Annotated in this window: 25 protein-coding genes and 1 pseudogene; 11 read left to right on the top strand and 15 right to left on the bottom strand. The window is 49.9% G+C overall.

The genetic code is table 11. The features are described from left to right. Positions 1 to 6: 6 nt before the first annotated feature. Genes potC through potA form a run of 3 tightly spaced genes read right to left on the bottom strand, consistent with a single transcriptional unit; the run spans position 7 to position 2,760 of the window. Positions 7 to 786: a spermidine/putrescine ABC transporter permease PotC gene (gene potC / locus OGY04_RS08060; protein WP_003030794.1), complete on the bottom strand. Its 780-nt coding sequence runs from the start codon at positions 784 to 786 to the stop codon at positions 7 to 9. Beyond that, on the bottom strand, positions 783 to 1,640 hold the full coding sequence (gene potB / locus OGY04_RS08055) for a spermidine/putrescine ABC transporter permease PotB (RefSeq protein WP_286585093.1): 858 nt from the start codon (positions 1,638 to 1,640) through the stop codon (positions 783 to 785). The genes potC and potB overlap by 4 nt, the downstream gene beginning before the upstream one ends. Beyond that, positions 1,624 to 2,760, bottom strand: coding sequence for a spermidine/putrescine ABC transporter ATP-binding protein PotA (gene potA, locus OGY04_RS08050; RefSeq protein ID WP_003832287.1), 1,137 nt, complete (start codon positions 2,758 to 2,760; stop codon positions 1,624 to 1,626). Before potA ends, potB begins: the two co-directional genes overlap by 17 nt. Positions 2,761 to 3,010: 250 nt before the next feature. Between potA and pepT the strand changes: the two genes are divergently transcribed. Beyond that, a complete protein-coding gene (pepT, locus tag OGY04_RS08045) occupies positions 3,011 to 4,237 on the top strand; it encodes a peptidase T (RefSeq protein WP_286585092.1) in 1,227 nt (408 codons plus the stop codon). 101 nt (positions 4,238 to 4,338) lie between these two features. Here pepT and roxA read toward each other — a convergent pair whose 3' ends face one another. From roxA to rluE, 9 genes are all read right to left on the bottom strand, one after another. Next, positions 4,339 to 5,460 carry a [50S ribosomal protein L16]-arginine 3-hydroxylase gene (roxA, locus tag OGY04_RS08040; protein ID WP_003030786.1) on the bottom strand — a complete coding sequence of 374 codons (1,122 nt, stop codon included), beginning with the start codon at positions 5,458 to 5,460 and terminating at the stop codon, positions 4,339 to 4,341. 92 nt (positions 5,461 to 5,552) lie between these two features. Continuing rightward, positions 5,553 to 7,016 (bottom strand): two-component system sensor histidine kinase PhoQ, encoded by a 1,464-nt coding sequence (gene phoQ, locus OGY04_RS08035; protein ID WP_174770443.1) that lies wholly within the window; start codon positions 7,014 to 7,016, stop codon positions 5,553 to 5,555. After that, positions 7,016 to 7,687 carry a two-component system response regulator PhoP gene (phoP, locus tag OGY04_RS08030; RefSeq protein ID WP_003846709.1) on the bottom strand — a complete coding sequence of 224 codons (672 nt, stop codon included), beginning with the start codon at positions 7,685 to 7,687 and terminating at the stop codon, positions 7,016 to 7,018. The genes phoQ and phoP overlap by 1 nt, the downstream gene beginning before the upstream one ends. Positions 7,688 to 7,882: 195 nt before the next feature. After that, positions 7,883 to 9,253, bottom strand: a complete 1,371-nt coding sequence (purB, locus tag OGY04_RS08025) for an adenylosuccinate lyase (protein WP_032943086.1) — start codon at positions 9,251 to 9,253, stop codon at positions 7,883 to 7,885. Between the two features lie 3 nt (positions 9,254 to 9,256). Next, complete coding sequence (hflD, locus tag OGY04_RS08020) at positions 9,257 to 9,898, bottom strand: high frequency lysogenization protein HflD (protein ID WP_003832401.1); 642 nt, start codon at positions 9,896 to 9,898, stop codon at positions 9,257 to 9,259. A 34-nt stretch (positions 9,899 to 9,932) separates the two neighbouring features. Next, entirely contained in the window at positions 9,933 to 11,039 is a 1,107-nt protein-coding gene (gene mnmA / locus OGY04_RS08015; RefSeq protein ID WP_003832402.1) for a tRNA 2-thiouridine(34) synthase MnmA, read from the bottom strand. 53 nt (positions 11,040 to 11,092) lie between these two features. Continuing rightward, entirely contained in the window at positions 11,093 to 11,554 is a 462-nt protein-coding gene (locus OGY04_RS08010) for an NUDIX hydrolase (protein WP_008784446.1), read from the bottom strand. Positions 11,555 to 11,563: 9 nt separating this feature from the next. Then, entirely contained in the window at positions 11,564 to 12,493 is a 930-nt protein-coding gene (locus tag OGY04_RS08005; RefSeq protein WP_286585091.1) for a hypothetical protein, read from the bottom strand. A 44-nt stretch (positions 12,494 to 12,537) separates the two neighbouring features. Beyond that, positions 12,538 to 13,161, bottom strand: coding sequence for a 23S rRNA pseudouridine(2457) synthase RluE (gene rluE, locus OGY04_RS08000; RefSeq protein WP_137378236.1), 624 nt, complete (start codon positions 13,159 to 13,161; stop codon positions 12,538 to 12,540). A 202-nt stretch (positions 13,162 to 13,363) separates the two neighbouring features. On the opposite strand from rluE, the gene icd reads away from it, so the two are divergent. The 3 genes from icd (at position 13,364) to OGY04_RS07985 (ending at position 15,886) form a co-directional block, all read left to right on the top strand. Beyond that, on the top strand, positions 13,364 to 14,614 hold the full coding sequence (icd, locus tag OGY04_RS07995; protein ID WP_088902426.1) for an NADP-dependent isocitrate dehydrogenase: 1,251 nt from the start codon (positions 13,364 to 13,366) through the stop codon (positions 14,612 to 14,614). Positions 14,615 to 15,135: 521 nt separating this feature from the next. Then, entirely contained in the window at positions 15,136 to 15,621 is a 486-nt protein-coding gene (locus OGY04_RS07990; protein ID WP_286585090.1) for an Ail/Lom family outer membrane beta-barrel protein, read from the top strand. A 10-nt stretch (positions 15,622 to 15,631) separates the two neighbouring features. Beyond that, positions 15,632 to 15,886 (top strand): hypothetical protein, encoded by a 255-nt coding sequence (locus OGY04_RS07985; RefSeq protein WP_048214393.1) that lies wholly within the window; start codon positions 15,632 to 15,634, stop codon positions 15,884 to 15,886. Between the two features lie 60 nt (positions 15,887 to 15,946). On the opposite strand, the pseudogene OGY04_RS07980 reads toward OGY04_RS07985, so the two are convergent. Continuing rightward, positions 15,947 to 16,066 (bottom strand): annotated as a pseudogene (locus OGY04_RS07980) (cytochrome b); the annotation flags it as partial. An 88-nt stretch (positions 16,067 to 16,154) separates the two neighbouring features. After that, on the bottom strand, positions 16,155 to 16,427 hold the full coding sequence (locus OGY04_RS07975; RefSeq protein WP_063941461.1) for a hypothetical protein: 273 nt from the start codon (positions 16,425 to 16,427) through the stop codon (positions 16,155 to 16,157). A 241-nt stretch (positions 16,428 to 16,668) separates the two neighbouring features. Between OGY04_RS07975 and pdeG the strand changes: the two genes are divergently transcribed. Together pdeG and OGY04_RS07965 are read left to right on the top strand one after the other, a co-directional pair. Then, positions 16,669 to 18,192 (top strand): cyclic di-3',5'-guanosine monophosphate phosphodiesterase PdeG, encoded by a 1,524-nt coding sequence (gene pdeG, locus OGY04_RS07970; RefSeq protein ID WP_286585089.1) that lies wholly within the window; start codon positions 16,669 to 16,671, stop codon positions 18,190 to 18,192. Between the two features lie 169 nt (positions 18,193 to 18,361). Then, the gene (locus OGY04_RS07965; RefSeq protein WP_079935314.1) at positions 18,362 to 18,559 is read left to right on the top strand and encodes a hypothetical protein; all 198 of its coding nucleotides are present in this window, start codon (positions 18,362 to 18,364) and stop codon (positions 18,557 to 18,559) included. A gap of 116 nt (positions 18,560 to 18,675) precedes the next feature. Here OGY04_RS07965 and OGY04_RS07960 read toward each other — a convergent pair whose 3' ends face one another. Next, a complete protein-coding gene (locus OGY04_RS07960) occupies positions 18,676 to 20,763 on the bottom strand; it encodes a TonB-dependent receptor (RefSeq protein ID WP_286585088.1) in 2,088 nt (695 codons plus the stop codon). 396 nt (positions 20,764 to 21,159) lie between these two features. Here OGY04_RS07960 and OGY04_RS07955 point away from each other — a divergent pair, with 396 nt between their 5' ends. From OGY04_RS07955 to OGY04_RS07935, 5 genes are read left to right on the top strand one after another with little or no spacing between them, the layout of a single operon-like run. After that, positions 21,160 to 22,782 carry an ABC transporter substrate-binding protein gene (locus tag OGY04_RS07955; protein WP_191214801.1) on the top strand — a complete coding sequence of 541 codons (1,623 nt, stop codon included), beginning with the start codon at positions 21,160 to 21,162 and terminating at the stop codon, positions 22,780 to 22,782. After that, on the top strand, positions 22,782 to 23,756 hold the full coding sequence (locus tag OGY04_RS07950) for an ABC transporter permease (protein ID WP_286585087.1): 975 nt from the start codon (positions 22,782 to 22,784) through the stop codon (positions 23,754 to 23,756). The genes OGY04_RS07955 and OGY04_RS07950 overlap by 1 nt, the downstream gene beginning before the upstream one ends. Next, on the top strand, positions 23,746 to 24,558 hold the full coding sequence (locus tag OGY04_RS07945; RefSeq protein ID WP_270422503.1) for an ABC transporter permease: 813 nt from the start codon (positions 23,746 to 23,748) through the stop codon (positions 24,556 to 24,558). The genes OGY04_RS07950 and OGY04_RS07945 overlap by 11 nt, the downstream gene beginning before the upstream one ends. After that, positions 24,552 to 25,346, top strand: a complete 795-nt coding sequence (locus OGY04_RS07940) for an ATP-binding cassette domain-containing protein (protein ID WP_008784504.1) — start codon at positions 24,552 to 24,554, stop codon at positions 25,344 to 25,346. Before OGY04_RS07945 ends, OGY04_RS07940 begins: the two co-directional genes overlap by 7 nt. Then, complete coding sequence (locus OGY04_RS07935; RefSeq protein ID WP_286585086.1) at positions 25,330 to 25,917, top strand: ATP-binding cassette domain-containing protein; 588 nt, start codon at positions 25,330 to 25,332, stop codon at positions 25,915 to 25,917. Before OGY04_RS07940 ends, OGY04_RS07935 begins: the two co-directional genes overlap by 17 nt. The last annotated feature ends 31 nt before the right edge of the window (positions 25,918 to 25,948 follow it).

Genomic DNA, 25,948 nt, shown 5'->3' with positions numbered 1-25,948 from the left:
AGGGCCTTAGCGGCCCTTGGTTTTATCACGTGCAATAAGCTGGCTGGCAATCACCATAACCAGCGACAGAACCAACAAAATGGTCGCCAGCGCGTTCACCTCTGGTGATACGCCGACTTTAACCATTGAGTAGATTTTTAATGGCAAAATTTCATAACCCGGTCCGGTGACGAAAGATGAAACAACAACATCATCCATCGACAGCGTAAAACTCAGCAACCAACCCGCAGCCACCGCAGGCATAGCCAGTGGTAGTATTATCTTGCGCAGAATAGTTACTTCGCTGGCACCCAAATCTTTAGCCGCCTCAAGCATGCGGACATCAAAACCTTTCAGGCGAGAGTAAACCGTCACCACCACAAAAGGCAGACAAAAAGTGATATGCGAGAACAGCAGCGACCAGAAGCCCAGTTGAATGCCGATCAGCATAAACAGCACCAGCAGAGATATTGCCATCACAATATCCGGCGACATCATCACCACGAACAGCATGCCACTGACGAACGGTTTACCGCGAAAACGGTAACGGTACAGCGCAACCGCAGTGAGTGAGCCGATCAAGGTGGCAAAGGTGGCGGATAGCACCGCCATCGTCAGCGAGTGCTGCGCCGCCTGCAACAGGCTGTCGTTATTCATCAGCAGGCCGTACCATTTAGTAGTAAAACCCTGCCAGTTGATGCCAAAGCGCGAACTGTTAAAGGAGTTCACAATCAGAATGATGATTGGAATATACAGATACGCGTAGATAGCGGTCATAAAACCGCCGCGAAGCAGTCGACCGATCATTCGAGTTCCACCTTCTTGTTCAGTAAGCGGGAGGCGCGCCAGTAGACCAGTAGCATCAGCCCCATCACGATAGTCAGCGTTATGCTGGTGGCGGCGCCAAACGGCCAGTCACGAATGTTCAGGAACTGAACTTTAATTACGTTACCAATCAGCAGGTTTTTCGCGCCGCCCATTAAGTCGGAAACGTAAAACAGCCCCATTGCGGGCAGCATGACCAGCAGGCATCCGGCGATAATCCCCGGCATCGTCAACGGAATAATGATGCGGGTGAAGGTCTGAAGCTTACTGGCGCCTAAATCGCGTGCGGCTTCCAGCAGCGGTTTATCGAGCTTTTCAATGCTGGAATAGAGCGGCATCACCATAAACGGCAGCAGGATGTATACCAGCCCGATAATCACCGCGCTGGGGGTAAACATAATGCGAATGGGTGTATCGATAACGCCGAGCCATAACAGAAACTCGTTGAGATAGCCTTTGGTACTGAGGAAAATTTTGAGTCCGTAGATGCGAATCAGAGAATTGGTCCAGAACGGAACAATCAGCAGGAACAGCAGCAGCGGGCGTACTTTTTCCGGCAGTTTCACCAAAAACCAGGCAAACGGGTAGCCGAGTACCAGACAGGCGAGCGTGGCAATCAGCGCCATATTGAGGGAGTGAACCAGTACCTCAAAATAGAGCGGATCGAGCAGGCGCGTATAGTTCTCCAGCGTAAAGACCATTTTGACGAAATTGGCGTCGTCACGGGTCAAAAAGCTGGTGCCGATGATCATCAGGTTGGGCAGAAAGACAAATAACACAAGCCAACCGACAATGGTGAAGATCACCACACTCTGGAATTTACTTGTGCTCTTCATCAGCCAGTACGACCTCCCAGCTTTCTACCCAGTTAATTGCCATTTTCTGGTCGAGCGAGTGGTCAAAGTCAGGATCGTCTTCGTTGAAGAATTCACTGACCATCACCATCTTGCCATTTTCCAGTTCTACAACCGACTCCAGCGTCATGCCTTTGTAGTTGCGTTCGCGCACGTAGCCGATCAGGCCTTCGATATGATTATCATCATTGATTTCATCAACGCGCAAATCTTCAGGGCGTAACAGGACGTGCAGCTTTTGTCCGGGAACTACCGCGAAGTTGACATAAATATTGCACTCGCGGCCTTCAACGTTAGCACGAACACGCTGTTCATCCAGACGTTCAATCACCGTGGCGTTAAACATATTGATCTCGCCGATAAACCCGGCGACAAACAGATTCTTTGGCTCTTCGTAGATTTCGCGCGGCGTACCGTCCTGCTCAATCTTACCATCGCGCATCACCACGATGCGGTCGGACATGGTTAGCGCTTCTTCCTGATCGTGTGTGACAAAGACAAAAGTGATACCAAGCTTACGCTGCAGTGCTTTCAGTTCATTCTGCATCTGCTTACGCAGTTTGTAGTCCAGCGCAGAGAGGGATTCATCTAACAAGAGTAAGCGGGGTTTGTTGACCACTGCTCGGGCAATCGCTACGCGCTGCTGCTGTCCGCCGGAAAGTTGATGCGGTTTTCTCTGGGCGAACTCTTCCAGTTGCACCATGCGCAGGGCTTCGGTAACGCGGGGAGAAATGTCGGCTGCGGGCGTTTTTTGCATGCGCAAACCAAAGGCCACATTTTCAAACACAGTCATGTGGGGGAATAGCGCATAGCTTTGGAAGACGGTATTCACGTAGCGATTTTCCGCTGGAACGTGAGTGATGTCCTCGTTGTCCAACAAAATATGACCGGAATCAACCGTTTCCAGACCGGCAATCAGGCGAAGAACGGTTGTTTTACCGCAGCCAGAGGGGCCAAGCAGCGTAAGAAACTCGCCATTATTGATGGTCAAATCCAGGCTGGAAATCACCTCTTTGCCATCGAAACTTTTGCGAATTCCCGCTAATTGCACCAGTGGAGAAAGCGAACGCGGTTGTTTATTCAATTTTTTACTCTGTCCCATGTAAACGCAACGGATGGCTGACCGATGCGGGGTTTGTGGTTAACCACCTTGATGACTCTTAATGAGGGCCGTTATTCTACGGCAAACCATTGTAATCGCCAATCCTTGTTGCGAATTACTGACTTAGCCCTATAGTCAGAGGGGATGTCAGGGCGAAATATTCTCACTTGCGGGGATAAAAGTGACCTGACGCAATATTTGTCTTTTGTTGCTTATTGATAATGTTGTCACAAAAAGTGAGGGTGACTGCATGGATAAACTACTTGAGCGTTTTTTACACTACGTGTCGCTGGACACCCAATCAAAATCGGGCGTGCGGCAGGTACCCAGCACCGAAGGACAGTGGAAATTATTGCAACTGCTCAAACAACAGCTCGAAGAGATGGGGCTGGTTAATATTTCACTGAGCGAAAAAGGCACGCTGATGGCAACGTTACCCGCGAACGTTGCTGGCAATATTCCTGCGATCGGCTTTATTTCCCATGTGGATACCTCACCGGATTTCAGCGGTAAAAATGTCAATCCGCAAATCGTTGAAAACTATCGCGGTGGCGATATTGCGTTAGGCATTGGTGATGAAGTTTTATCGCCGGTGATGTTCCCGGTGCTGCATCAACTTCTGGGTCAGACGCTGATCACCACAGACGGTAAAACGTTGCTGGGCGCGGATGATAAAGCAGGCGTGGCGGAAATCATGACCGCACTGGCTGTGCTTATCCAAAAAAATATTCCGCACGGTGATATCCGCGTGGCCTTTACGCCGGACGAAGAAGTGGGTAAAGGGGCGAAGCATTTTGATGTTGCGGCATTCGATGCGCAGTGGGCCTATACCGTTGACGGTGGTGGCGTAGGTGAGTTGGAGTTTGAGAACTTCAACGCCGCGTCGGTTAATATCAAAATTGTTGGCAACAATGTGCATCCCGGCACCGCAAAAGGGGTGATGGTGAATGCGCTGTCGCTGGCGGCGCGTATTCACGCTGAGGTCCCGGCAGATGAAAGCCCGGAGAAGACGGAAGGCTACGAAGGCTTTTATCATCTGGCGAGCATGAAAGGGACGGTCGATCGGGCGGATATGCACTACATTATTCGTGATTTTGACCGTAAGCAGTTTGAAGCGCGTAAACGCAAGATCATGGATATCGCCAAGAAGGTCGGCAAAGGGTTACACCCGGACTGCTATATCGAACTGGTGATTGAAGACAGTTACTACAATATGCGCGAAAAAGTGATTGAGCATTCGCACGTGCTGGATATCGCCCAGCAGGCGATGCGCGATTGCGATATTGAGCCGGTGCTGAAACCGATCCGTGGCGGCACTGACGGCGCACAGCTGTCATTTATGGGATTACCGTGTCCGAATCTGTTCACCGGCGGCTACAACTATCATGGTAAGCATGAGTTTGTAACCCTGGAAGGAATGGAAAAAGCGGTGCAGGTGATTGTGCGTATTGCTGAATTGGCCGCGAAACAAAAATAAAATATGTGTAGTTGCCGGATGGCGCTTTGCTTATCCGGCCTACAATATTTCACTCCAGTAGCCTGATAAGACGCATTGCGTCGCATCAGGCACAGTCCGCATTACCCTTCGAAGAACCAGTACCCGCTGTTGACCAGCGCGGCAAGCATTGCAAGGAAAGAAGGATCTTCCAGCGCATCCTCAAAGTTCTCAGCCGTCAGCACAATATGACTGGCCAGCGCTTCCAGCGCAGGACGATGCGGTGAATCAATTTTCTCACCGTTAGCGTAGACGTCGTCGCCAATGCGCAATACGCGCAATCCGCCCAGACGCACTAACACATCACCTTGTTTCAGGGCATCATAAATTTCGTCTGGCTGATACGGTGGCTCCGGCGGGGCAATATCCAGCTCATGACGAGACTGAGAAATAAACTCGCCAAACCACTGCTGGAAATGTTCTGGCTGATTAATCAGGCCCAGCATCATTTCGCGCAGCTTGTCCATTTCCTGCGGCAGAACATCTGCCGGATGATCGCGCGGTGGCAGATCAGGATCGCTGTAATAGGTGCTGCCCAGTTCGCGTTGTAAAACGTAATCGGCGAAGCCGCTGATCAGCTCGCGAGTGTTTGGCGCACGGAAGCCAACCGAATAGTTCATCGCGTTTTCTAACGCATAGCCTTCGTGCGGGAATCCCGGTGGAATGTACAGAATATCGCCGGGTTCCAGCTCTTCATCAATGATGGCTTCGAACGGGTCGACCTGAAGGAGATCCGGGTGAGGGCAGTGCTGCTTCAACTGCAGCTTTTCGCCTACGCGCCAGCGACGACGACCGGTTCCCTGAATGATAAATACATCGTACTGATCCAGGTGCGGGCCAACGCCGCCGCCGGGTACAGAGAAAGAAATCATCAGATCGTCGATACGCCAGTCCGGTAATTCACGGAACGGGCGCATCAGCGCGGCGGTAGGTTCGTGCCAGTGGTTGACCGCCTGCACCAGCAAAGACCAGTTGTTCTCGCCAAGATGGTCGTAGCTTTCGAAGGGACCGTGGCTAACCTGCCATTTACCATCCTGATGGCTGACGAGTCGGCTGTCGACTTCGCTTTCCATTGCCAGTCCAGCCAGTTCGTCAGGAGAAAGAGGATCAATAAAGTTGTTAAACCCGCGTTTTAAGACCACCGGGCGTTTCTGCCAGTGGCGTTCAAGAAAATCGGGCCAATTAAGTGTGAGTTGGTATTCCATAGTGAGCATCCCGCAGGCTGGTATCTGCAACCGATTATAACGGATACTTAACCTCAAGCGTGAAGTCAGTACATATTTATTACATGCGACGGTTACTCGTCTTTCTGGCCCGGCTGCTGGCGACCAAAAATAACTTCCATGCGCGCACCACCCAGCAGGCTATCACCAGCAATAATCTGCCCGTCATACTGTTCGGTGATTTCTCGCGCCACCGCCAGACCGACGCCTTGTCCGGGACGTAGTGTATCTACGCGCTGTCCGCGGTCAAACACCACTTCCCGTTTGCTTTGCGGAATACCAGGACCATCGTCTTCGACCAGAATATGCAGCTGCTCCTCAGACAGTTGCGCCGAAATCTCGACAAACTCCAGACAATATTTACAGGCGTTATCCAAGACGTTGCCCAATACCTCGACAAAATCATTCTGTTCGCCCACAAAGCTGATCTCAGGTGAGATATCGAGATTAATGTTGACCCCTTTGCGCTGATATACCTTATTCAGCGCCGAGGTGAGCTTATCCAGCAACGGCGCGACCGGGTGCAGCTCGCGGCTGAGTAGGGCACTGCTGCCACGCATACTGGCGCGATGCAGGTAATAGCCTATCTGTTGGGAAATACGGCTGATTTGTTCCAGCATGATAGGCTCTGCGTCGCTGACGTTCATCTTTTCATTACGCATTGAGCGCAACGTACTTTGCAGTACCGCCAGTGGCGTTTTCAGGCTATGAGTGAGATCGGTTAACGTGGTGCGGTATTTATCGTAGCGCTCACGTTCACTTTTTAAAAGTCGATTGAGATTACGAACCAGGCTGGTCAATTCGCGTGTGGTAGCGGGGTTTAGCATCTCACGATGATGTTCCTCAAGCTCACGGACTTCGCGGGCCAGCGATTCAATCGGCCGCAGGCTCCACCAGGCGGCCACCCATAACAGCGGAATGACCAGCAACAGATTGGCGACCAGCACATAAATAAACCAACTCCAGACCATATAAGAGCGCTTCAGCTCTATAGGAATGGTATCGACAACTACAATGGTCAGTTGCGGCATTCTGGCAGTGGCGGGGTAGACGTTCACCGCCACCGAGTGGGTCATTTCGGCGTCGTCATCATCTTCTCTGACTTCTTTTAACTGCTGCTGAGCGGAGTGATCTTCGCCCAGTAAAGTGCTGGTGGCGTCTACATTGGCTTCAATTTCATGAAAACCGTTCGTTTTTAGCCAGTCCGGTTGGATACTTTTCGTCAGCCAGGGAACATTGCGCTGAGCCCACAACAACTCACCGCTTTCGTTATAGATCAGCGACATTGTTGGGCTTTGCATATCGAGATTTTCAGGCAGCTCGACGTTTATCTTGCCGTTTTCCCACTTTGCCAGGGTATAAAACAGATTACTTTCACCCCGCAGCAGGCGAAACGTTGTCTTATCAAAGCTGACGCTGTAGCCCACCAGAGCAACCATGCCGTAGGCCAGCGAGAGCACTAATACAACGCCTGCGGTTGCCAGTAAAAAGCGCAACCGTAGCGATAGCGGGAAAAAATGACGCAATAGTTTATTCATTAGCGCAGTTCAAAAAGATATCCCTGACCACGCACGGTGGTGATGACGTCGTCCGGATATTGCGCCTGAATTTTCTTACGCAGACGTCCCATTAGAACATCAATGGTGTGACTTTCGCGCAGCTCGGCATCCGGGTAAAGCTGCAGCATGAGCGAATCTTTACTGACCACTTTGCCATTATTACGGATGAGCGTTTCCATAATGGTGTATTCAAACGCAGTGAGCTTGATAACTTCATCATTGACGGATAACTCGCGTCGAGAGAGGTCCACCTGAAAAGGCGGAAGGGAGATAATTTGCGATGCCAGACCGCTGTTGCGGCGCATCAGTGCCTGCATGCGCGCAGCCACTTCTTCGATGTGAAACGGTTTGGTGACGTAATCGTCAGCACCGGCGCTGAGGACTTCCACTTTATCCTGCCAGCCTTCGCGTGCGGTTAATACCAGAATCGGCAGCGAAACCTCATTACTGCGCCAGCGGCGGATCAGCGACAAACCATCTTCATCGGGGAGTCCTAAATCAACGATCGCGATATCCGGCAGATGTTCATTCAGATAATAGTCCGCTTCCTTCGCATCTTCTGCATCATCCACCTGATGCCCTAAATCCTGCAACTGAACCTTGAGGTGGTGGCGTAATAAAGCATTATCCTCGACAACCAGTACGCGCATCATCGTTTCTCCCTAAAATAATGGTATGAATAGTTTAACGCTGATTATGTGGCTGTGGGGATAAACATTTAATAAACCGGGGGAAGGGATAATCTCGTGGGCAATAAAAAAGCCGGAAACGCTGATGCATTCCGGCTTACTACGATATGAACGAAATACCGGAACAGGTGCAAGCGCGCTCCGGCATCAAACAGATTACTTCAGTTCATCAACCATGGTGATGGCGCGACCAATATAATTGGCAGGCGTCATTGCTTTCAGGCGAGTTTTCTCTTCTTCCGGCAGCGCCAGACTGTCGATAAACTGCTTCATACCTTCGGCGTCAACACGCTTACCGCGGGTCAGTTCTTTCAGCTTCTCGTACGGCTTTTCAATACCGTAGCGACGCATCACGGTCTGAATCGGCTCTGCCAGAACTTCCCAGTTATGGTCCAGTTCATCCAGCAGATGATCGCGGTTCACTTCCAGTTTGCTCACGCCTTTCAGCGTGGACTGATAGGCGATCAGCGCATAGCCAATACCTACGCCCAGGTTACGCAGAACGGTAGAGTCAGTCAGGTCACGCTGCCAGCGGGAGACCGGCAGTTTGCTCGCCAGGTGCTGCAGAACCGCGTTAGACAGACCCAGGTTACCCTCGGAGTTTTCGAAATCGATGGGGTTAACTTTGTGCGGCATGGTGGAAGAGCCGATTTCACCCGCGATGGTTTTCTGTTTAAAATGGTTCAGCGCCACGTAACCCCAGACATCGCGGTCAAAGTCGATCAGGATAGTGTTGAAACGGGCGATGCAGTCAAACAGCTCGGCAATGTAGTCGTGCGGCTCAATCTGCGTGGTGTACGGGTTCCACTGGATGCCCAGCGAGGTGACAAACTCTTCGCTGAACTGATGCCAGTCAACTTCCGGGTAAGCAGCGATGTGGGCATTATAGTTACCGACTGCACCATTGATCTTACCAAGAATTTCAACCTGGTTGAGCTGACGATACTGACGCTCCATACGGTAAGCCACGTTAGCCATTTCTTTGCCTAGCGTAGACGGGGTGGCTGGCTGACCGTGGGTACGGGAGAGCAGAGGAATATCGCGATACTGAACAGACAGATCTTTCACCGCGTCGATAAGCTTACGCCAGTACGGCAGAACCACTTCGTCGCGTGCGGTTTTCAGCATCAGCGCGTGAGACAGGTTGTTGATGTCTTCTGAGGTACACGCAAAGTGGATAAATTCGGAAACAGCGTGCAGTTCCGGGATATCCGCCACTTTCTCTTTCAGGAAATACTCAACTGCCTTCACATCATGGTTGGTCGTACGCTCAATGGTTTTGATGCGCGCAGCATCTTCTTCATTGAAGTTAGCGACGATCGCATCAAGGAAACCGATTGCGTCGGCAGCAAAAGCAGGAACTTCCTTGATCGCTGCGTGCGCGGCCAGTTTTTGCAGCCAGCGTACTTCAACCTGTACACGGAATTTCAGCAAACCGTATTCGCTGAAAATCCCGCGCAGCGCGCTGACTTTATCGCCGTAGCGTCCATCGACAGGGGAAACGGCGGTCAGTGAGGATAATTCCATAGATCACAACTCCGGGGTTAAATGAGCAAGAATTTGTTTTGCCTGAGTCGTCAGGCGATTACGAGAAAACATGAGTTGCAGACGGCCTCCACCAACCTGATGCCAGAGCACGGCAGCACGGATGCCAGCCAGCAGCGAAGCGCGTACTTTAGCCTGTACTTGTGGGCTCTGAAGGATGGCCGGGGAACCCGTGACCTGAATACGCGGGCCGAGTGGGCTGATGACGTCAACATAAATGCCAGCCATCGCACTCATCAACGTTTCTGACTGCAAATCAAAATGGTCCAGCTGGCGCTGCAAGCCGCTAATACGGTCTCCCAGCGTGTCCATAGCGCCCTTGGCCGCTGACAGCTTACGCTCCAGCACCATCAGGCTTAGCGTATAGCGGGTGAGTTCCGCATTCAGTCCCTGACGACTGCTGGCGTTCAGCACGCCAAGCAGCGTTTCAAGGCCAAGACGCAGGTTGGCTTCGCTGCCGCCAAACACGCCCAGCGTAGAGCTGGGATTCATGTCGATGACACTGTTCAGTGAAACGTGTAATGCATCGGCATCACAATGCCCCTGGTGCGCCAGTTCCTGCACCAGACGTGCCGACTGACAAATGCCTGCCAGGGCGAGGGTGATGTCATAATAATTCTTTGCCACGTTCACTGCTTCCTTGTATCAAATGTGTAAGTAATTATACCGGCAGAGGCAATCGTTGTTCGATAATGCCGCCGCCGAGGCACACTTCGCCATTGTAAAAGACAGCCGACTGACCCGGCGTGACCGCCGCGACTGGCTCGTCGAAAATGACTTCAATACGCTCAGCATCCAGTGCCTTAACGGTGCACGGAATGTCGGTCTGACGATAGCGGGTTTTCACCGTGCAGCGCATGGTGCCGGTGAACGGTTCGCGATCGACCCAATGCAGCTGTTGCGCCACCAGGCCAACGGACATCAGACGTGGATGTTCATGACCCTGAGCGACAACCAGAATGTTGTTCTCAACGTCTTTATCCACCACATACCATGGATCTTCTGTCCCTTCTTTCGTTCCGCCAATACCCAGACCTTTACGTTGACCCAGAGTGTGGTACATCAGCCCCTGATGCTGGCCAATCTCTTCGCCGTCAACGGTGATGATTTTGCCTGGCTGAGCCGGCAGGTAACGACCAAGAAACTCGCGGAACTTACGTTCGCCAATGAAGCAGATGCCGGTGGAGTCTTTTTTCTTGGCCGTAATCAGACCAAGATCTTCGGCAATTTTACGCACCTGCGGTTTTTCCAGTTCACCGACCGGGAACAGGCTTTGCGCGATTTGCTCATGGCCGAGTGTATAGAGGAAATAACTCTGGTCTTTATTGCCATCGAGCCCACGCAGCAGGCGGCTTTTGCCGTCGACATCCGCGCGACGCACGTAGTGACCGGTGGCGATGTAATCGGCACCTAAATCTTCGGCGGCAAACTCAAGGAAGGCTTTAAACTTAATTTCTTTATTGCACAGAATATCCGGGTTTGGCGTACGGCCCGCTTTGTACTCTTCAAGGAACAGTTCAAAGACGTTGTCCCAGTATTCTGCGGCAAAGTTGACGGTATGCAGTTCAATGCCGAGTTTGTCACAGACAGCCTGCGCATCCGCAAGGTCGGCGGCCGCTGTGCAGTATTCCTCGCCATCGTCCTCTTCCCAGTTCTTCATGAACAGGCCTTCTACCTGATAGCCCTGTTGTTGTAACAGCCAGGCAGAAACGGAGGAATCGACACCGCCGGACATGCCGACGATCACTTTTTTTGGGCTTTCAGACATAGGAATACTCACGACATTGAACTTCAAGGCGGCATATTCTAGCACGCAGCCCTTTACTTGACACCCTCTGTAAACGGCCAGTTAAATTCGCCGATCATGGCCAGTGGGTAGCGCTGTCCGCTCTGATAACAGCGAATACTCTCTGCAACCAACGGCGAACGCAGGTTTGGCGCAGAGAAAATCTCTTCTGCGCTGACCCAACGACAGCAATCTATATCGCTGTCATGGGGTTCTGTAGCGCACATATTGGCAAGCTCGATAGAGAAAAGAAAACGCAAAAAGGGCGTTCTGTCCGGCGCAATCCATTGATGCATACGAATGAAATGCTGCGGCTGCGCTTTAATGCCCGTTTCTTCCCACAGTTCGCGTGCTGCGGCTTGCACCAGCGTTTCATCGGCTTCCAGGTGTCCTGCTGGTTGATTCCACAAGGCTTTGCCATTGATCGTTTCTTCAACGACTAAGAATTTATCTTCTGCATGCACAATGCAGGCGACCGTGACGTGCGGTTTGAACATGTTTTCCCCTTATTCCTCAGCAAATCCTTCGGTAACATCTGGCCAGCTAATTTCGCCGCTGGCCTTGTCGATACTGATATAAGCCACGGGAGGTGACGTTTGTGGGTCGGCCCCTCCACGGCACAATGCGGTTTGATGATCCTCGCGCACGATAATCTCAATGGCCTTTTTAGCATTCCAGCTTTCATAAAAGATACATTGGTGGTCGTGACGTAGCCCAAGGGTGGCGACTCTCGTTGCCTTTTCTGTCGACAGCGGGTTGATGTCGTCGCGATAGTGGTCACCGCTGTTTATAGCCTGTAACTGCGACTTTTTTAACCAACCGCGTATAATTTGGCGATCGGTGGTGTAGTAGACCGCTTCCATAAAATCATCGTTGGATTGTTCTTGTACAGAGACGAGGTCGCCGGGCACTAAAAATACGGACGGGCTGCGACACTGTTCGGTTGGCATCGTATAGAACCATGCGCGGGTGTCTCCTGTTACCTGATAGTGGTTTGTGGAGGAGGAGGGTAAGAACCCGCGCTGCGACATCGCTTTATTTGCCCATGTCTGGCAAGACGCGCTTACTGCAAGCGGACTGGATAACGGCGTTAATCCATCTACCGAGACCCAGCCGGTGGCGAAGGTTCCTTTAGCGTCCCGATAACGTACGTAACTATAAGGCTCATCTTTGGAAAGCATGCCCGTGCTTTTGTAGCGCTGTGAACTCCTGAGTACCTCGACGGTGTCGCCATTGACCATGAACGCGGGGAGTTGACACTCTGTTGCTGGTGCAGAATAGAAATGCAGGCGTGAGTCGGTTTTTACTTTGGCAGACTCATAAAGGTAGTTTGCCTCTCCGGCTGCTGTTCCGGCAATTGTCTCACAGTCCAGTTTTGCTGAACAAAACGGTGACACGCCGAGCAGGATGAATGCTGCAAAAAGCTGCTTATCCATTTTTTATCATTCTTCCCTGTTAACACTCACGTTAAACCGTACGGTTACGATTTCAGTTCCCGCCACTCGCCGTTAGCAAGATTTTCCAGCGTGTAATCCCCCATGGCATAGCGGATGAGGCGCAGCGTAGGAAATCCAACATTCGCTGTCATACGACGTACCTGACGGTTGCGACCTTCATATAAGGTAACTTTCAACCAGCTGGTGGGAATGTTTTTCCGTTCCCGAATCGGCGGATTTCTCGGCCACAGCCATACGGGCTCCTCTACTACTTCAATGCCTGCGGGTAGCGTGGGGCCATCATTGAGCGTTACTCCGTTACGCAGGGCGTCCAGCGCTTCTGCTGTCGGCTCGCCTTCAACCTGGACGTAATAAATTTTCCCGGTACGCTTACCAGGTTGCGTTAACCGCGCCTGCAGCGCGCCGTCATTGGTCAGCACCAAAAGCCCTTCGCTGTCCCGGTCGAGTCGGCCCGCCGCATAAATTCCCGGCACGGGAATAAAATCTTTTAACGTGCTTCTGCCAGCCTCGTCAGTAAATTGTGGCAAAACATCGTAGGGTTTATTGAACAAAACCACGCGTTTTGGCTGGTTTTCTTTACGCTGCTTAGTGACTTGTCGTGAGCTGAATCGCTCAACCCGGTGATTTCTAAAAGAAGTTTTTTGCATGGTATTTTCAGATTATATCAATTGCCGCATTATAGCCTAAGAACGAGTGTCTTTCATGGCGGCGAACAATAGGGTAGTATTGACACGCTCATTACAAATCATTAACAAAAAGTTGCTCTAACGCATCCGTGTAGCAGGACGCAAACGCACATGCAGCGTGATGACAGACGAGCAGAACCAGAAGCGCTCGAAGGAGAGGTGAATGGAAAGCAAAGTAGTTGTTCCGGCGGAAGGTAAGAAGATCACCCTGCAAAACGGCAAACTCAACGTTCCTGAAAATCCGATTATCCCGTTCATTGAAGGCGACGGTATCGGCGTTGATGTAACCCCACCGATGATCAAAGTTGTCGATGCTGCTGTCGAGAAAGCCTATAAAGGCGAGCGTAAAATCTCCTGGATGGAAATCTACACCGGCGAGAAATCCACTCAGGTTTATGGCCAGGACGTCTGGCTGCCTGCTGAAACCTTAGATCTGATTCGTGAATATCGTGTTGCCATTAAAGGCCCTCTGACCACCCCTGTTGGCGGCGGTATTCGCTCTCTGAACGTAGCTCTGCGTCAGGAACTTGACCTGTATGTCTGCCTGCGTCCGGTGCGTTATTATCAGGGCACACCAAGCCCGGTTAAACACCCTGAACTGACCGACATGGTCATCTTCCGCGAAAACTCCGAAGACATCTACGCGGGTATCGAGTGGAAAGCTGACTCTGCCGATGCTGAGAAAGTGATTAAATTCCTGCGCGAAGAGATGGGCGTGAAGAAAATCCGCTTCCCGGAACATTGCGGCATTGGTATCAAACCGTGTTCTGAAGAAGGGACTAAACGCCTGGTGCGTGCAGCGATTGAATACGCCATCGCCAACGATCGTGATTCAGTTACCCTGGTACACAAAGGCAACATCATGAAGTTCACCGAAGGCGCGTTCAAAGACTGGGGTTACCAGTTAGCGCGTGAAGAATTCGGTGGTGAACTGATCGACGGCGGTCCATGGGTGAAAATCAAGAACCCGAAAACCGGTAAAGAGATCGTGGTTAAGGACGTTATCGCCGATGCGTTCCTGCAACAGATCCTGCTGCGTCCGGCTGAGTATGACGTGATTGCCTGTATGAACCTGAACGGTGACTACATCTCCGATGCGCTGGCCGCACAGGTTGGTGGTATTGGTATCGCGCCGGGTGCAAACATCGGTGACGAATGCGCTCTGTTCGAAGCAACCCACGGTACTGCACCGAAGTATGCAGGTCAGGATAAAGTGAACCCAGGTTCCATCATTCTGTCTGCTGAAATGATGCTGCGCCACATGGGTTGGGTAGAAGCGGCTGACCTGATTGTTAAAGGTATGGAAGGCGCGATCAACGCCAAGACCGTAACCTATGACTTCGAACGTCTGATGGAAGGCGCTAAGCTGCTGAAATGTTCAGAGTTTGGTGACGCGATCATCGAAAACATGTAATCCAGACCTTGGGTTGTATGAGAACGGGAGCCGAGAGGTTCCCGTTTTTTTTACCTGCAAAACGCTTTCCTGGCGCTCATACTATTAAACTCATTTAAATAGCACTGGAGAACAAATTTTTATCTTTGCCATTACAATTTTATTTTTTGATAAAAATTCCCATGGCTGTCAATATTGCTTTATTTAACTCTATTCGGGTATGAGAACTAACTATAATTGAGTGGTGTTTGTATCTTATTGATTATCAGATGGGAAATAATCATTTTAAAAATAAGAAAAATATCGGAAATTTTTATAAAGAAGAAGCGTTTTAAGATTTTTTACTCTAATTTTAAATCTATTTTTATCAGCGTGTTATGACAGTTGATTATTCTGAGCATTAGTAATGTCCAAAAAAGAACATTTTCTCCGATTGATGTTTTTTTACCTTTCTGTTTTTCTCTTGGCAACATGCTTGAGAAATAAAACTCAAAGCATGATTCCTTATTATGTGTGTTACTCACTATTAGTTGATGACGAAAATGGTTATTAAAATGCTAAGTTTAAAAACAGGTTTAGTGGCTGTTACATTATGTTTTGCTATGACGGTTTATGCAGGAGAAAGCGTAGTCACCGGCGGTTATGTACATACCCGGACAGATGGGCAGAACCTTAATGGTTTTAACGCTAAATATGGTTATACCCCAGATGAGAGTGATTTTGGTGTTATGACATCCTTAACCATTTCAGCAAATGACGATAATGATATAGATCGTGATTATGGTTCTGCATTAGTCGGCGCAAGTTATAAAGTAAATGATGTGGTAAAACCTTATGTAATGGCGGGTATTGGGAGAGGTGCGATCAAAGCTAATGGTGAAACTGACACTTCTACAGGTTTTGCCTATGGCGCTGGTATTCAGTTTATCCCCATTGCAGGTTTCACTGTTGATGCAGGCTATGAAGGTTCTAAGGTCTTTGGCGCACAAGCTAATAGTATTGTAGTCGGCGCCGGCTGGAAATTCTAAGGTTATTTATATGAATAAATTAATGATAATATTGGGTGCGTTTTCTGCTGTTTCCTTGATGTCTGGTTGTGTATCAGAAGAACAACGCTTAGCAAAGTGCGAAGCGAAGGGAATTAGCCGTGATGTTTGTTATCACGAAGAAAAAGAATATTGGAATAATTACAGTGCTAATATGAGTCGACTGCAGGCCGCTAATACACAAGCGGATGCTTTCAAAGAGGCTATGAGTGATCACAAGAAACATAAGCATTATGATGACGATTAATATTTAAGAACACGCACATACGGTCTTGAGTGCTTATGTTCTTGATATTTTAATCATTTATTAATTATTCAAATGGTTATGCTCAGTCTTCACTCTCAAAAGCGTATTATCCTTCTGTATATAGTGATGAAATAATGCAGCGCCGGCATGGGCTGCAATTAGAAAGTAGCAGATATCAGCGAGCTGACTTCCCCCCAAAGCCAGAGTTTTTTATGATAACCATGGCCTTACTTTGGTTTGAGAAAAACGCTTCGTCTGCTGTGTGCAATTATTCTTTTGCTGAAAGTTTGTACGGAAATACATGCAGAGCGTTGGCTGCGATGGGATAAACGCCCAGGCCTTCTGTTCTGGCTTTGATTTCCTCGAAAGAGAGTGAAGGGGAGGGTTCTCGTCCGCCCCACAGATTAATGCCTTCAGGAACATCGTCCCGGCTGTACTCCTCGGCGATCTCGATGGTTCCGCCACTATTCAATTCGATGACAACGCTTTTTCCGTCAACAGGAATCAGGTTCCCGTCATTGTCAGTGATAAAGATTTTCATTTGATTACCTCTTATTAGTGCATTCCTATGATAGCAAAATTGGATGAGGTGCAACGCCGGTTTTGTACTGCGAATTTCAGTAATGATTTTATCAATAAATTAGTAAGTTACGTTGTTATTGAGGAAATGTGACTGGGCGCATGGCGACTTTTGTTTCTGTCTACCATGCTCTGTAGAGATAAATTAGAACACGTCAATGCTCATCGCAACGACTGATCAGTTTTCACCACAGGACATGAGAATGCGCAAAGCACTTTTACCGGTAACTGCTGCGGTGTGTCTTTTTTTAATCGGTGTTTTTATTCTTAATATGCAGCTTTGGTATTCCTCCTCGATGGAAACCCTCGGGGGGGCCAGATATGCCGCGAAAAATATGGATAACATACTTGATGAAGCTTTCCAGGCAACCCGTACCGCTATGCACATCGCTGAAAAAAAATGCGATTTGGAGGGGCAATACCAACTTGGAACCGAAGCTGCGCTCCGACCCCATTTGCGAACGCTGATAATTATTCGACAGGGGAAGGTTTGGTGTACCTCTTTGCCGGGTAATCGGATATTACTTAAGCATATTCCCGTTATAGCTGATACTAATTTACAACTGACTCCCGCAAGCAATACCGAGAATGAAATACCAGTTCTGCTGTATCAAACACGTTTTCGCACAGGCCGTATCATCGTCACTATAAGTGGCGTGCATATCCGAGGGGCACTGAATGTCCCGTTAGCGGGAGTAACCTACTCGTTGCTTGTGGGTGACGCAGTACTCGGTTTATTGGGCGATGTGAAACCTGTTGCTGCAAATGCACAGAAGTTTGGCCAAGTGAATTCCGCGAAATATTCCTTCAGCATCATTTACGCTGAACCACCATTGTTTAGTGCTAACAGGCTGATCAGGCATGGCTTAGGGATCCTGATTTTTATCCTACTGATATCGCTCGCCGCCGCTTATGCCATTGATAAGTATCTGAACAAGAACGATACCCCTGAAGAAACGTTGCGCAGGGCGATAGTAAAAGGAGAGATCGTGCCTTTTTATCAACCTATCGTAAATGGTCGCGAGGGGACGTTACGCGGTGTTGAAGTGCTGGCCCGATGGAAACATCCTAAGGCCGGATATATCTCTCCTGCTTCCTTCATTCCCGTCGCTGAAAAATCAGGCCTGATAGTGCCACTAACTCAAAGCCTGATGAGGCAGGTCGCGGAAAACATGAACGCCATTGCCAGCAAACTGCCATCCGGCTTCCATGTCGGCATTAACTTCAGCGCATCCCATATCACATCCCCTACATTCGTGCAGGAGTGTCTGCATTACAGGGATAGTTTTAACCGCGATGACCTCAATCTGGTAATCGAAGTTACTGAGCGCGAGCCGTTAGATGTGGATGAAGATCTTGTGCAGAGGCTCAATATCCTGCATGAGAATGGCTTTGTGATTGCGCTGGATGATTTTGGTACGGGCTATTCTGGGCTTTCTTATTTGCATGACCTGCACATTGATTACATTAAAATCGATCAGAGCTTTGTGGGAAGGGTAAATGAGCTTCCCGATTCAACCCGAATTTTAGATTGTGTCCTCGATCTGGCGCGCAAGCTGTCTTTAAGCATCGTTGCAGAAGGGGTTGAAACAAAGGCTCAGCTTGATTATCTCAACAAAAACAACATTGTTTTCCTGCAAGGGTACTATTTCTATAAACCAGTAACCTTCACTGAGTTCGTCATGATTCTGCTGTCAAAGCCTAAAGTGAAGGTTTTTGTCGAATAAATACAAGATAACCTAATTGATGAAAAGTGAGCATGAAATCTGCTTCGGTAGCAAAAATCCGACGATTATCTTTATCGTGAGACAAATCTCAGATTCTGTTAGTTAAAATCTATACCCTTATCGATGTGGTGGTTATTTATGTTTTCATATACAGCAACTGGATAATGGTATGGCAGATATAACATTCGCGATGGAGCGTGATTCAAGTCATAGAGCGGCGAAAAATAAGTTGGATGTGCGAAGCAAAGCGAAGAACACAAATCGCAACCAGCTTGCGATTGCCGCAGTACTATTTTTAGGCGGTATCGTCGGGGTTATTGTTTTGGCATTATATCTTATGGTGCAGGAAGGGGTGTTTCTGTATTAATTGTTTAAATATTCTTATATGTTAAAATAAGTTGCTGATTATATCTTGTGTCTTCTTTCAATAATATTCTGCTGGTCGGGGTATTAGTGTGCCCCGACCAGCAGGATCTTATAAAATTAGAACTGATAATTTAAAGATACCCAGTAGTTACGACCAGGGTTTACGTATCCGGTAGTGGATTGTGCAGTCTGATAATAATCACCTGCGTAGGTGCTATTGCGGCCCACCTGGTACAATTTGACCTCACTAAAGTCTTTATCCAGCACGTTATTAACCGCCGTATTAAGCGTCAGATCTTTGGTCAGCTTATAAGACATCCCCATATCGACAACGGTCCAGGCTTTTAAATCAGCGCCTTTATCGTCATAGACGGCCTTTTGTACCGCGCTAAGGTTGTCGTAATTTTCGGTAAAGCGTGGGGCTTTGCCGCGATAACGTGCGCTGAGCCAGGCGTTCATATCTTCCGTTGCCTGCCAGTTCAGACGGGCGTTAGCCATATGTTTTGGGGTGTAACTTAATGGCGCGCCTTTATTGTCACCATCTTTTTGCTTGCTCTGAGTGTAGGTGTAGTTGAGAGATAGGGTCAGCACATCCGACCATAGAGGGAAGGTGCTGGCAAATTCAACGCCATCGGTCCTCGCCTTGCCGCTGTTGGTATAGCTGTTGGTATTATCATCGATAGAATATGAGACAATTTTATTTTTGTATTCGGTATAGAAGCCGGTAATGTTGGCGTTAAGCCCGGCGTCGTTCTCGTAATACAGCCCGGTTTCGTAGCTGATACTTTCCTCAGGTTTGAGGTCCGGGTTACCGACCGTATTCACCGTTCCCTGTGCGGTTACACCGCTGATCCCGTTATGCAACTGGCTTAGTGATGGTGCTTTATAACCTGTCGTCACGCCACCTTTGAGCGTCCAGGCGTCGGAAACGTCCCATACCATATAGGCTCGTGGGCTGAGATGACCGCCAAAGACATCGTTATGCTCATAGCGTGTTCCTGCGGTTAAGGCCAGCGAGTCGAGAATATGCCATTCATCTTCCGCATAGGCTGCCCACGTTTTTTGATGGAACGTCTCGCCGGTATTGGCCAGTACCACACCATCTTTCATCCGGGCATCCCAGTATTCTCCGCCAAGGGTTAAGAGGTGCGAATCACCTAATGGCGTCAGCAGCACTGAGTCAAGAATGACGTTGGTGTTCTTCAGTTCACGCGCGTCACCGGCCCGGCCTGCGTTCTCTGGTGTGAGTGCGGAAGATACCAATTGCCGGCCTTTGTTTTCGGTTTCATTCCAGCCGAGGGAGGATTTCCAGGTGCCGAACGTTAAGGCTGTATCGTGGCCGAGGGTCACTTTGTTACGCTCATAGCGTAGCGTTTTATCATACCCCCCTGTCAGGTTGCCCAACTGCCCGTCATCGTTGTCATAGCGCTGTCTGGCGGAGTCGAGATCTAACCACAGCGTATTGTTCTCATTGGTTTTCCAGTCGAGGCGCGTGCCAATATTATAGTTTTCCGATTCGGTAGGATAAGGTACGCGGGTGGAGGCGGTATCGCTGAGGGAGGTGACGCTGGAACCCTGACGCTGGGTTGTGCTCCCCCGAACCTGCATATCCAGTACGCCCGCAATCAACGGGCCGCTTGACCAGAAGTTGGCGACCGTACTGTTACCCCATTTATTACTCTCTTGCAGGTTAACGCCGGTATTGATGGAAGTGCTCCATTTATCGGTGCTTTTTTTGGTGATGATATTCACCACGCCACCGATTGCGTCGGACCCATAAAGTGTCGACATCGGGCCGCGGATCACCTCAATATGATCGATTGCCGCCAGCGGGGGCATAAAGCTGGTATTCATGGCAGAGAAACCGTTTGGCGTTATGTCGCTGCTGCCGTTTTGACGAATACCGTCAATCAGGATCAAGGTATAGCTGGCAGGCATGCCACGGATGCTGATCTCCAGACCGCCGGTTTTACCGGTGCTGCTTTCAACATCTACCCCTTCAACAGAACGCAGGGCTTCACCTAAGTCATTATATTTATTGGTTTGTAACTCTTGCTGAGAAATAACAGAGACGCTGGCGGCGGCATTGGTGATTTTCTTTTCATAACCGGAAGCGGTTACCACCATGACATCTTCAGCAAATACCAGGGGGCTGGAAAATCCTAAACAGGACAGAACGACAGAGGCAACTGGTTTTAAACGCATAGTCAAACTTCCTTTGTTAAAAATTCAAAGGCAGTAAGATAATTGATGGAAATGATAATACAAATAATTATCATTACAAATTTACATAACTTGTCACTTCTGGTGTTTTTCTTGAATAAATATACATAAATTGTCATGAGTTTTAGATAAGGAATTAGCAGGAAGGGACAATAGTCCGCATAGGCAATTATTAGTTCGGGATTAATATTTCTGTGAATAAATGGCGAGGGATTAATCTATTTTCTGAGATTCACATCGTACTCATAACGGAGTATCAGAAAAAAGTATGATAATTTTAGAAAATCGTCATACTTTTCTGCGCCGCATCATTTTTTTCGTCATTTCTGTCCGCCATAATCCCTTCCCCAGGAGACTGCTTAACGACGGTAAATCGTTATGCGGCATAAAAATAACGTAAATCTGGATAACATAATGATCAAAGGCAAGCTGGCACTGCTTACGTGCGCATTGACTCTCGCATTAACCTCACCACTTCTTGCCGCGCAAAATGCGAGCGAAGGGCAGACGTTAAAACTGGCAATTGGACCAGAACCAACGGAAGGGTTTGACCCGATGCTGGGCTGGAGTCATGGCAGCTATTTGCTTTTGCATGCACCATTATTAAAACAAAATGCAGATATGAGCTGGGGAAACCTGCTGACGGAAAAAGTAGAAACCAGCGCAGACGGCAAAACCTGGACATTGACGTTAAAACCTGACCTTAAATTCTCTGATGGTTCCCCGCTAACCGCTGAAGATGTGGTGTTCACCTATAACAAAGCAGCAAAAAGCGGCGGCAAAATCGACATGGGAAACTTCACCCATGCCAGCCTGAAAGATAACCGTACGGTAGAAATTACGCTAAATAGCCCACAGAGCACCTTTGTGAATGTGCTGGGTTCTTTGGGTATTGTTCCGGCGAAACGGTATGACGAAAAAACATTTGCCAAAAATCCGATTGGCGCAGGTCCTTATCGGCTGGTGAGTTTTCAGCCGGGACAGCAGTTGATCGTGGAGGCTAACCCCTGGTATGCCGGTAAGAAAAATGATTTCAGTAAGCTGGTGTTTGTCTTCCTTGATGAAGATAACGCTTATGCCGCAGCGCGCAGTGGCCAACTGGGACTCGTACGTATCGCGCCGTCGATGGCGGTCGCTCCTCAGCAGACAAATTTGAAACTTTGGGTACGCGATAGCGTGGAAAACCGGGGCATTGTGTTCCCGATGGTTCCTGCAGGTAAAAAAGATGCCAATGGCTATCCGATTGGGAACGATATCACTGCCGATGTTGCCATCAGGCGCGCCATCAACTATGCCATCGACCGTAAGCAGCTTGCCGATCAGGTCATGGAGGGTCATGCGATTCCTGCGTATAGCGCAGTGCAGGGGCTGCCGTGGCAGGGGCAATCCGTTGCGTTCAAAGATGGTGACAGCGAAAAAGCACGCACGATTCTGGAAGAAGCCGGCTGGAAGGTGGGTAAAGATGGCGTACGAGTGAAAGACGGCAAAGAGGCTCGACTGACTTTATGGTACGCCAGCGGTGACAGTACGCGCCGGGATTTAGCCGAAGCTGTTCGCGCAATGCTGGAACCGGTGGGCATTCAGGTATCACTACAGTCAGGAAGCTGGGAAACCGTTGAACGTCACATGCATGCGAACCCGACGTTATTTGGTTGGGGAAGTCTGGATCCGATGGAGCTTTTCCATCATTACAGTAATCAGGCCGCGGGCGTGGAATATTACAACCCAGGTTATTACAGCAATCCTGTTGTTGAACAGCACCTTAAACAGGCTATCGACGCCCCAGACTGGCAAAAGGCGTTACCTTTCTGGCAACAGGTGGAGTGGGATGGTAAGCAAGGGGCTGGCGTGCAGGGCGATGCTGCCTGGGCATGGCTGCTGAATATTCAGCACACTTATCTGGCAAATCCGTGTATTGATTTAGGCAAAGGCGCACCGGAGATTCACGGTAGTTGGTCACTGCTCAATAATTTGGACGAATGGACCTGGACCTGCCGTTGATGAAGTCTGTTGTGGGCCATTTTCTACGGCTGATTGTGCTATTAGTGCTGGTTGCGGCTGGCACTTTTGTGCTGCTCAGTTTTTCTCCAGTCGATCCGATTCGCGCTTATATCGGCAACGATCTCCTGCATGTGCCGCCGGAGCAATATGCACGCATTGCTGCTCGCTGGGGATTGGACCAGCCGCTATGGGAGCGTTTTGGTCACTGGTTTGTTCGTGTATTGCAGGGCGATCTCGGCTATTCCATGTTGTTTAATGCGCCGGTTGCCAGCGTGATCAAGGAACGCTTTTCCACCTCGTTTGCGCTGCTTGGCGGCGCGTGGCTACTCTCCGGCATATTGGGAACGGCAATGGGGTTTGTCGCGGGTCGCTACCTGAATCGCTGGCCGGACAAAGCAATCTGTCGCCTCAGCTATCTGCTTTCTTCGCTGCCGACCTTCTGGGTTGGCATGTTGCTGCTGGCGCTATTTGCCGTGCGCTGGCCGGTATTTCCGGTCTGCTGCGCGTGGGAGCCGGGCAACAGCGGCGATATGGCGACGCTGACCGAGCGTCTGCGTCATCTGGTGCTTCCCGTTTGCGCGCTCAGTTTGCTGGGGCTGGGGCAAATTACGCTTCACACGCGGGAAAGCATCGCCAGCGTAATGAAAAGCGAATTTGTCCGTTTTGCACGTTCCCAGGGAGATAAAGGCTGGTCACTGTTACGCCATCAGGTTCTGCGTCATGCAATTACGCCTGCGCTGTGTTTGCAGTTTGCCTCACTGGGAGAACTGTTGGGAGGTGCACTATTGGCCGAAAAAGTCTTTGCTTATCCAGGACTGGGGCAGGCCACAATTGATGCCGGGTTACGCGGCGATCTGCCGTTACTGATGGGGATTGTGTTGTTCAGTACCGTACTGGTGTTCATTGGCAACTCGCTGTCTACCTGGCTTGTCCGTATGTTGAACCGTGCTCTGGAGCGACCTGATGCTCTATAACCCGACGCCGACGCTAATTCGTCTTTTGTTCTCTTTTAGCTGCCTGTTATTCATTGCAGTGTATGGTGCCGCAATGCTGGATAACCCGTTGAGCGTTAATCTGCTTGCCCGTCATCTTCCACCTGATGCGATGTACTGGTTTGGCACCGATAACCTCGGTCGCGATCTGTGGATCCGTTGTTTTCAGGGGGCACTAACCAGTCTGCAAATTGGTATTGGTGCGGCGTTGTGCAGTGGCTTGATTGCGCTAATGATGGCGGCGGTTTCGCGCATGCATCCGCGTCTGGATGTGCTTATGCGTCTGATTACTGATGCCATGCTATCGATGCCGCATCTGCTGTTGCTTATTTTGATCTGTTTTACGCTGGGTGGTGGGAAAAACGGGGTAATCATGGCGGTTGCACTAACGCACTGGCCGCGTCTGGCGCTGATCCTGCGTGCTGAAGCGCAGCGCGTGGCCCACAGTGACTATCTGACGTTGACCTGGCGTCTGGGACACGGCCATTTTTACTGCTGGCGGCATCACTATCTACCGGCGTTGTTACCCCAGTGGTTAACCGGGACATTGCTGATGTTTCCCCATGCGGTGTTACACAGCGCGGCGTTAAGCTTCCTCGGTTTTGGACTGGCACCGCATGAACCGTCGCTGGGCCTGCTGCTGGCGGATGCGCTGAGGTTTATCAGTCATGGCGACTGGTGGTTAGTGCTGTTTCCAGGACTGATGCTGTTCAGTCTGGTGATGTTATTCGATCAGCTCGCAAGGGCGGTGCATCGTTTATGGTTACGAGGTGACGCATGTTGAGTTTAAGGCAGGTCTCGCTGGACGTGGCGCGTTATCGCTGGTACGGCGCGAAAAACTGGTCTTCGCTGTTGCAGGATATCTCTTTCGACGTAGCGCCTGGTCAGATGGTGGCGCTAGTTGGGGGAAGTGGGGAAGGTAAGAGCCTGTTGCTGCAATGTCTGCTCGATCTCTTACCAGACAATTTGCGTTTCAACGGCGTTATTACCCTGGAAGGTAAAGCGCTGGGCAGTGATGATATTCGCAAATGTCGTGGCAATACCTTCAGCTACGTCCCACAAGGTATTCAGGCACTTAACCCGCTGCTCTCGATTGAAAAGCATCTGCGCAGGGCATGCCAGCTTTCTGACCAGCAATGGAATGCCGGAAAAATTGAACGATTGCTCCAGCGTAGCCGACTGGAAAGTCGCGTATTAGATGCTTTTCCGCGTCAGCTTTCAGGCGGTATGGCAAAACGTGTTCTGGCTTGTCATGCGTCTCTGAGTCAGGCTCGCTATATTCTGGCGGATGAAATTACCGCCTGGCTTGATGCACCTCTCGCTAATCAACTGCTTGAACAGTTGCGTGAGCAATGTGAGCAAGGGGCTGGCGTTTTATGGGTAACACATGACCTCACGCTGGCGGCCCGCCATGCGGATCGTATTGTCGCGCTGCATCAGGGAAGAGTGTCGGATAACGTCAGCCGGGAACAGTTGTTACGCGGAGAGATTAGCGAACACCTGCAACGACAATGGCGGGCGCTGCCTGAAAGAAATCAACTTTTTGGAGAGCGCGATGCTGTGCTGTCGTGATGTAACGACCCGTCAGGGGGAAAAGGTTCTGTGGCAAAATCTGACCTTTTCTCTACGCCCTGGAGAACGTATTGGGATTTGTGCGCCCAGTGGAACTGGCAAAACGACGCTGGGACGCGTGCTGGCGGGCTGGCAGAAACCAACTTCCGGTGACATTCTGATTGATGACCAACCGTTGCCGATGCACCAGTATTGTCCGGTGCAACTGGTGCCACAGCATCCAGAATTAACTTTTAACCCCCGACGCAGCACCGGTGATGCGGTGCATGATGCATGGCGACCGGATGCTGCAATGCTTACCCGTCTTCACATCAATCCAGAGTGGTTAACCCGCCGTCCCGGACAACTTTCTGGTGGTGAACTGGCGCGAATTGCTTTACTTCGCGCGCTGGACCCGCGGACACGTTTTCTTATTGCCGATGAAATTACAGCCCAGCTTGATCCTTCTATTCAACGGGATATCTGGGCGCTGCTGCTTGAAGAATCTCAGCGTCGGCCATTGGGTATGCTCATTATCAGTCATCAGCAGGCGCTGCTTGATCAGATCTGCACGCGAGCGCTACTCTCTTAGGTCTCTTTCGCATTTCAGGCAAATAACTAAC

It is taken from the genome of Citrobacter sp. Cpo091 (assembly GCF_030332645.1).
Taxonomy (GTDB): domain Bacteria; phylum Pseudomonadota; class Gammaproteobacteria; order Enterobacterales; family Enterobacteriaceae; genus Citrobacter; species Citrobacter portucalensis.
Note: the sequence above shows the minus strand (reverse complement) of the source record. Positions and strands in the feature narration are given on the sequence as shown.

Excerpts from the sequence above, each read along its gene's own strand:
- potB (WP_286585093.1), bottom strand. The coding sequence starts at position 1,640 with ATGAAGAGCACAAGTAAATTCCAGAGTGTGGTGATCTTCACCATTGTC.
- OGY04_RS07940 (WP_008784504.1), top strand. The coding sequence starts at position 24,552 with ATGTTGAGTTTAAGGCAGGTCTCGCTGGACGTGGCGCGTTATCGCTGG.
- OGY04_RS07985 (WP_048214393.1), top strand. The coding sequence starts at position 15,632 with ATGAATAAATTAATGATAATATTGGGTGCGTTTTCTGCTGTTTCCTTG.
- OGY04_RS07950 (WP_286585087.1), top strand. The coding sequence starts at position 22,782 with ATGAAGTCTGTTGTGGGCCATTTTCTACGGCTGATTGTGCTATTAGTG.
- pepT (WP_286585092.1), top strand. The coding sequence starts at position 3,011 with ATGGATAAACTACTTGAGCGTTTTTTACACTACGTGTCGCTGGACACC.
- OGY04_RS08010 (WP_008784446.1), bottom strand. The coding sequence starts at position 11,554 with ATGTTCAAACCGCACGTCACGGTCGCCTGCATTGTGCATGCAGAAGAT.
- OGY04_RS07960 (WP_286585088.1), bottom strand. The coding sequence starts at position 20,763 with ATGCGTTTAAAACCAGTTGCCTCTGTCGTTCTGTCCTGTTTAGGATTT.
- phoP (WP_003846709.1), bottom strand. The coding sequence starts at position 7,687 with ATGCGCGTACTGGTTGTCGAGGATAATGCTTTATTACGCCACCACCTC.
- OGY04_RS07990 (WP_286585090.1), top strand. The coding sequence starts at position 15,136 with ATGGTTATTAAAATGCTAAGTTTAAAAACAGGTTTAGTGGCTGTTACA.
- OGY04_RS08005 (WP_286585091.1), bottom strand. The coding sequence starts at position 12,493 with ATGGATAAGCAGCTTTTTGCAGCATTCATCCTGCTCGGCGTGTCACCG.
- OGY04_RS07975 (WP_063941461.1), bottom strand. The coding sequence starts at position 16,427 with ATGAAAATCTTTATCACTGACAATGACGGGAACCTGATTCCTGTTGAC.
- roxA (WP_003030786.1), bottom strand. The coding sequence starts at position 5,460 with ATGGAATACCAACTCACACTTAATTGGCCCGATTTTCTTGAACGCCAC.
- OGY04_RS07965 (WP_079935314.1), top strand. The coding sequence starts at position 18,362 with ATGGCAGATATAACATTCGCGATGGAGCGTGATTCAAGTCATAGAGCG.
- potA (WP_003832287.1), bottom strand. The coding sequence starts at position 2,760 with ATGGGACAGAGTAAAAAATTGAATAAACAACCGCGTTCGCTTTCTCCA.
- purB (WP_032943086.1), bottom strand. The coding sequence starts at position 9,253 with ATGGAATTATCCTCACTGACCGCCGTTTCCCCTGTCGATGGACGCTAC.
- potC (WP_003030794.1), bottom strand. The coding sequence starts at position 786 with ATGATCGGTCGACTGCTTCGCGGCGGTTTTATGACCGCTATCTACGCG.
- phoQ (WP_174770443.1), bottom strand. The coding sequence starts at position 7,016 with ATGAATAAACTATTGCGTCATTTTTTCCCGCTATCGCTACGGTTGCGC.
- mnmA (WP_003832402.1), bottom strand. The coding sequence starts at position 11,039 with ATGTCTGAAAGCCCAAAAAAAGTGATCGTCGGCATGTCCGGCGGTGTC.
- OGY04_RS07945 (WP_270422503.1), top strand. The coding sequence starts at position 23,746 with ATGCTCTATAACCCGACGCCGACGCTAATTCGTCTTTTGTTCTCTTTT.
- rluE (WP_137378236.1), bottom strand. The coding sequence starts at position 13,161 with ATGCAAAAAACTTCTTTTAGAAATCACCGGGTTGAGCGATTCAGCTCA.
- pdeG (WP_286585089.1), top strand. The coding sequence starts at position 16,669 with ATGCGCAAAGCACTTTTACCGGTAACTGCTGCGGTGTGTCTTTTTTTA.
- OGY04_RS07955 (WP_191214801.1), top strand. The coding sequence starts at position 21,160 with ATGCGGCATAAAAATAACGTAAATCTGGATAACATAATGATCAAAGGC.
- OGY04_RS07935 (WP_286585086.1), top strand. The coding sequence starts at position 25,330 with ATGCTGTGCTGTCGTGATGTAACGACCCGTCAGGGGGAAAAGGTTCTG.
- icd (WP_088902426.1), top strand. The coding sequence starts at position 13,364 with ATGGAAAGCAAAGTAGTTGTTCCGGCGGAAGGTAAGAAGATCACCCTG.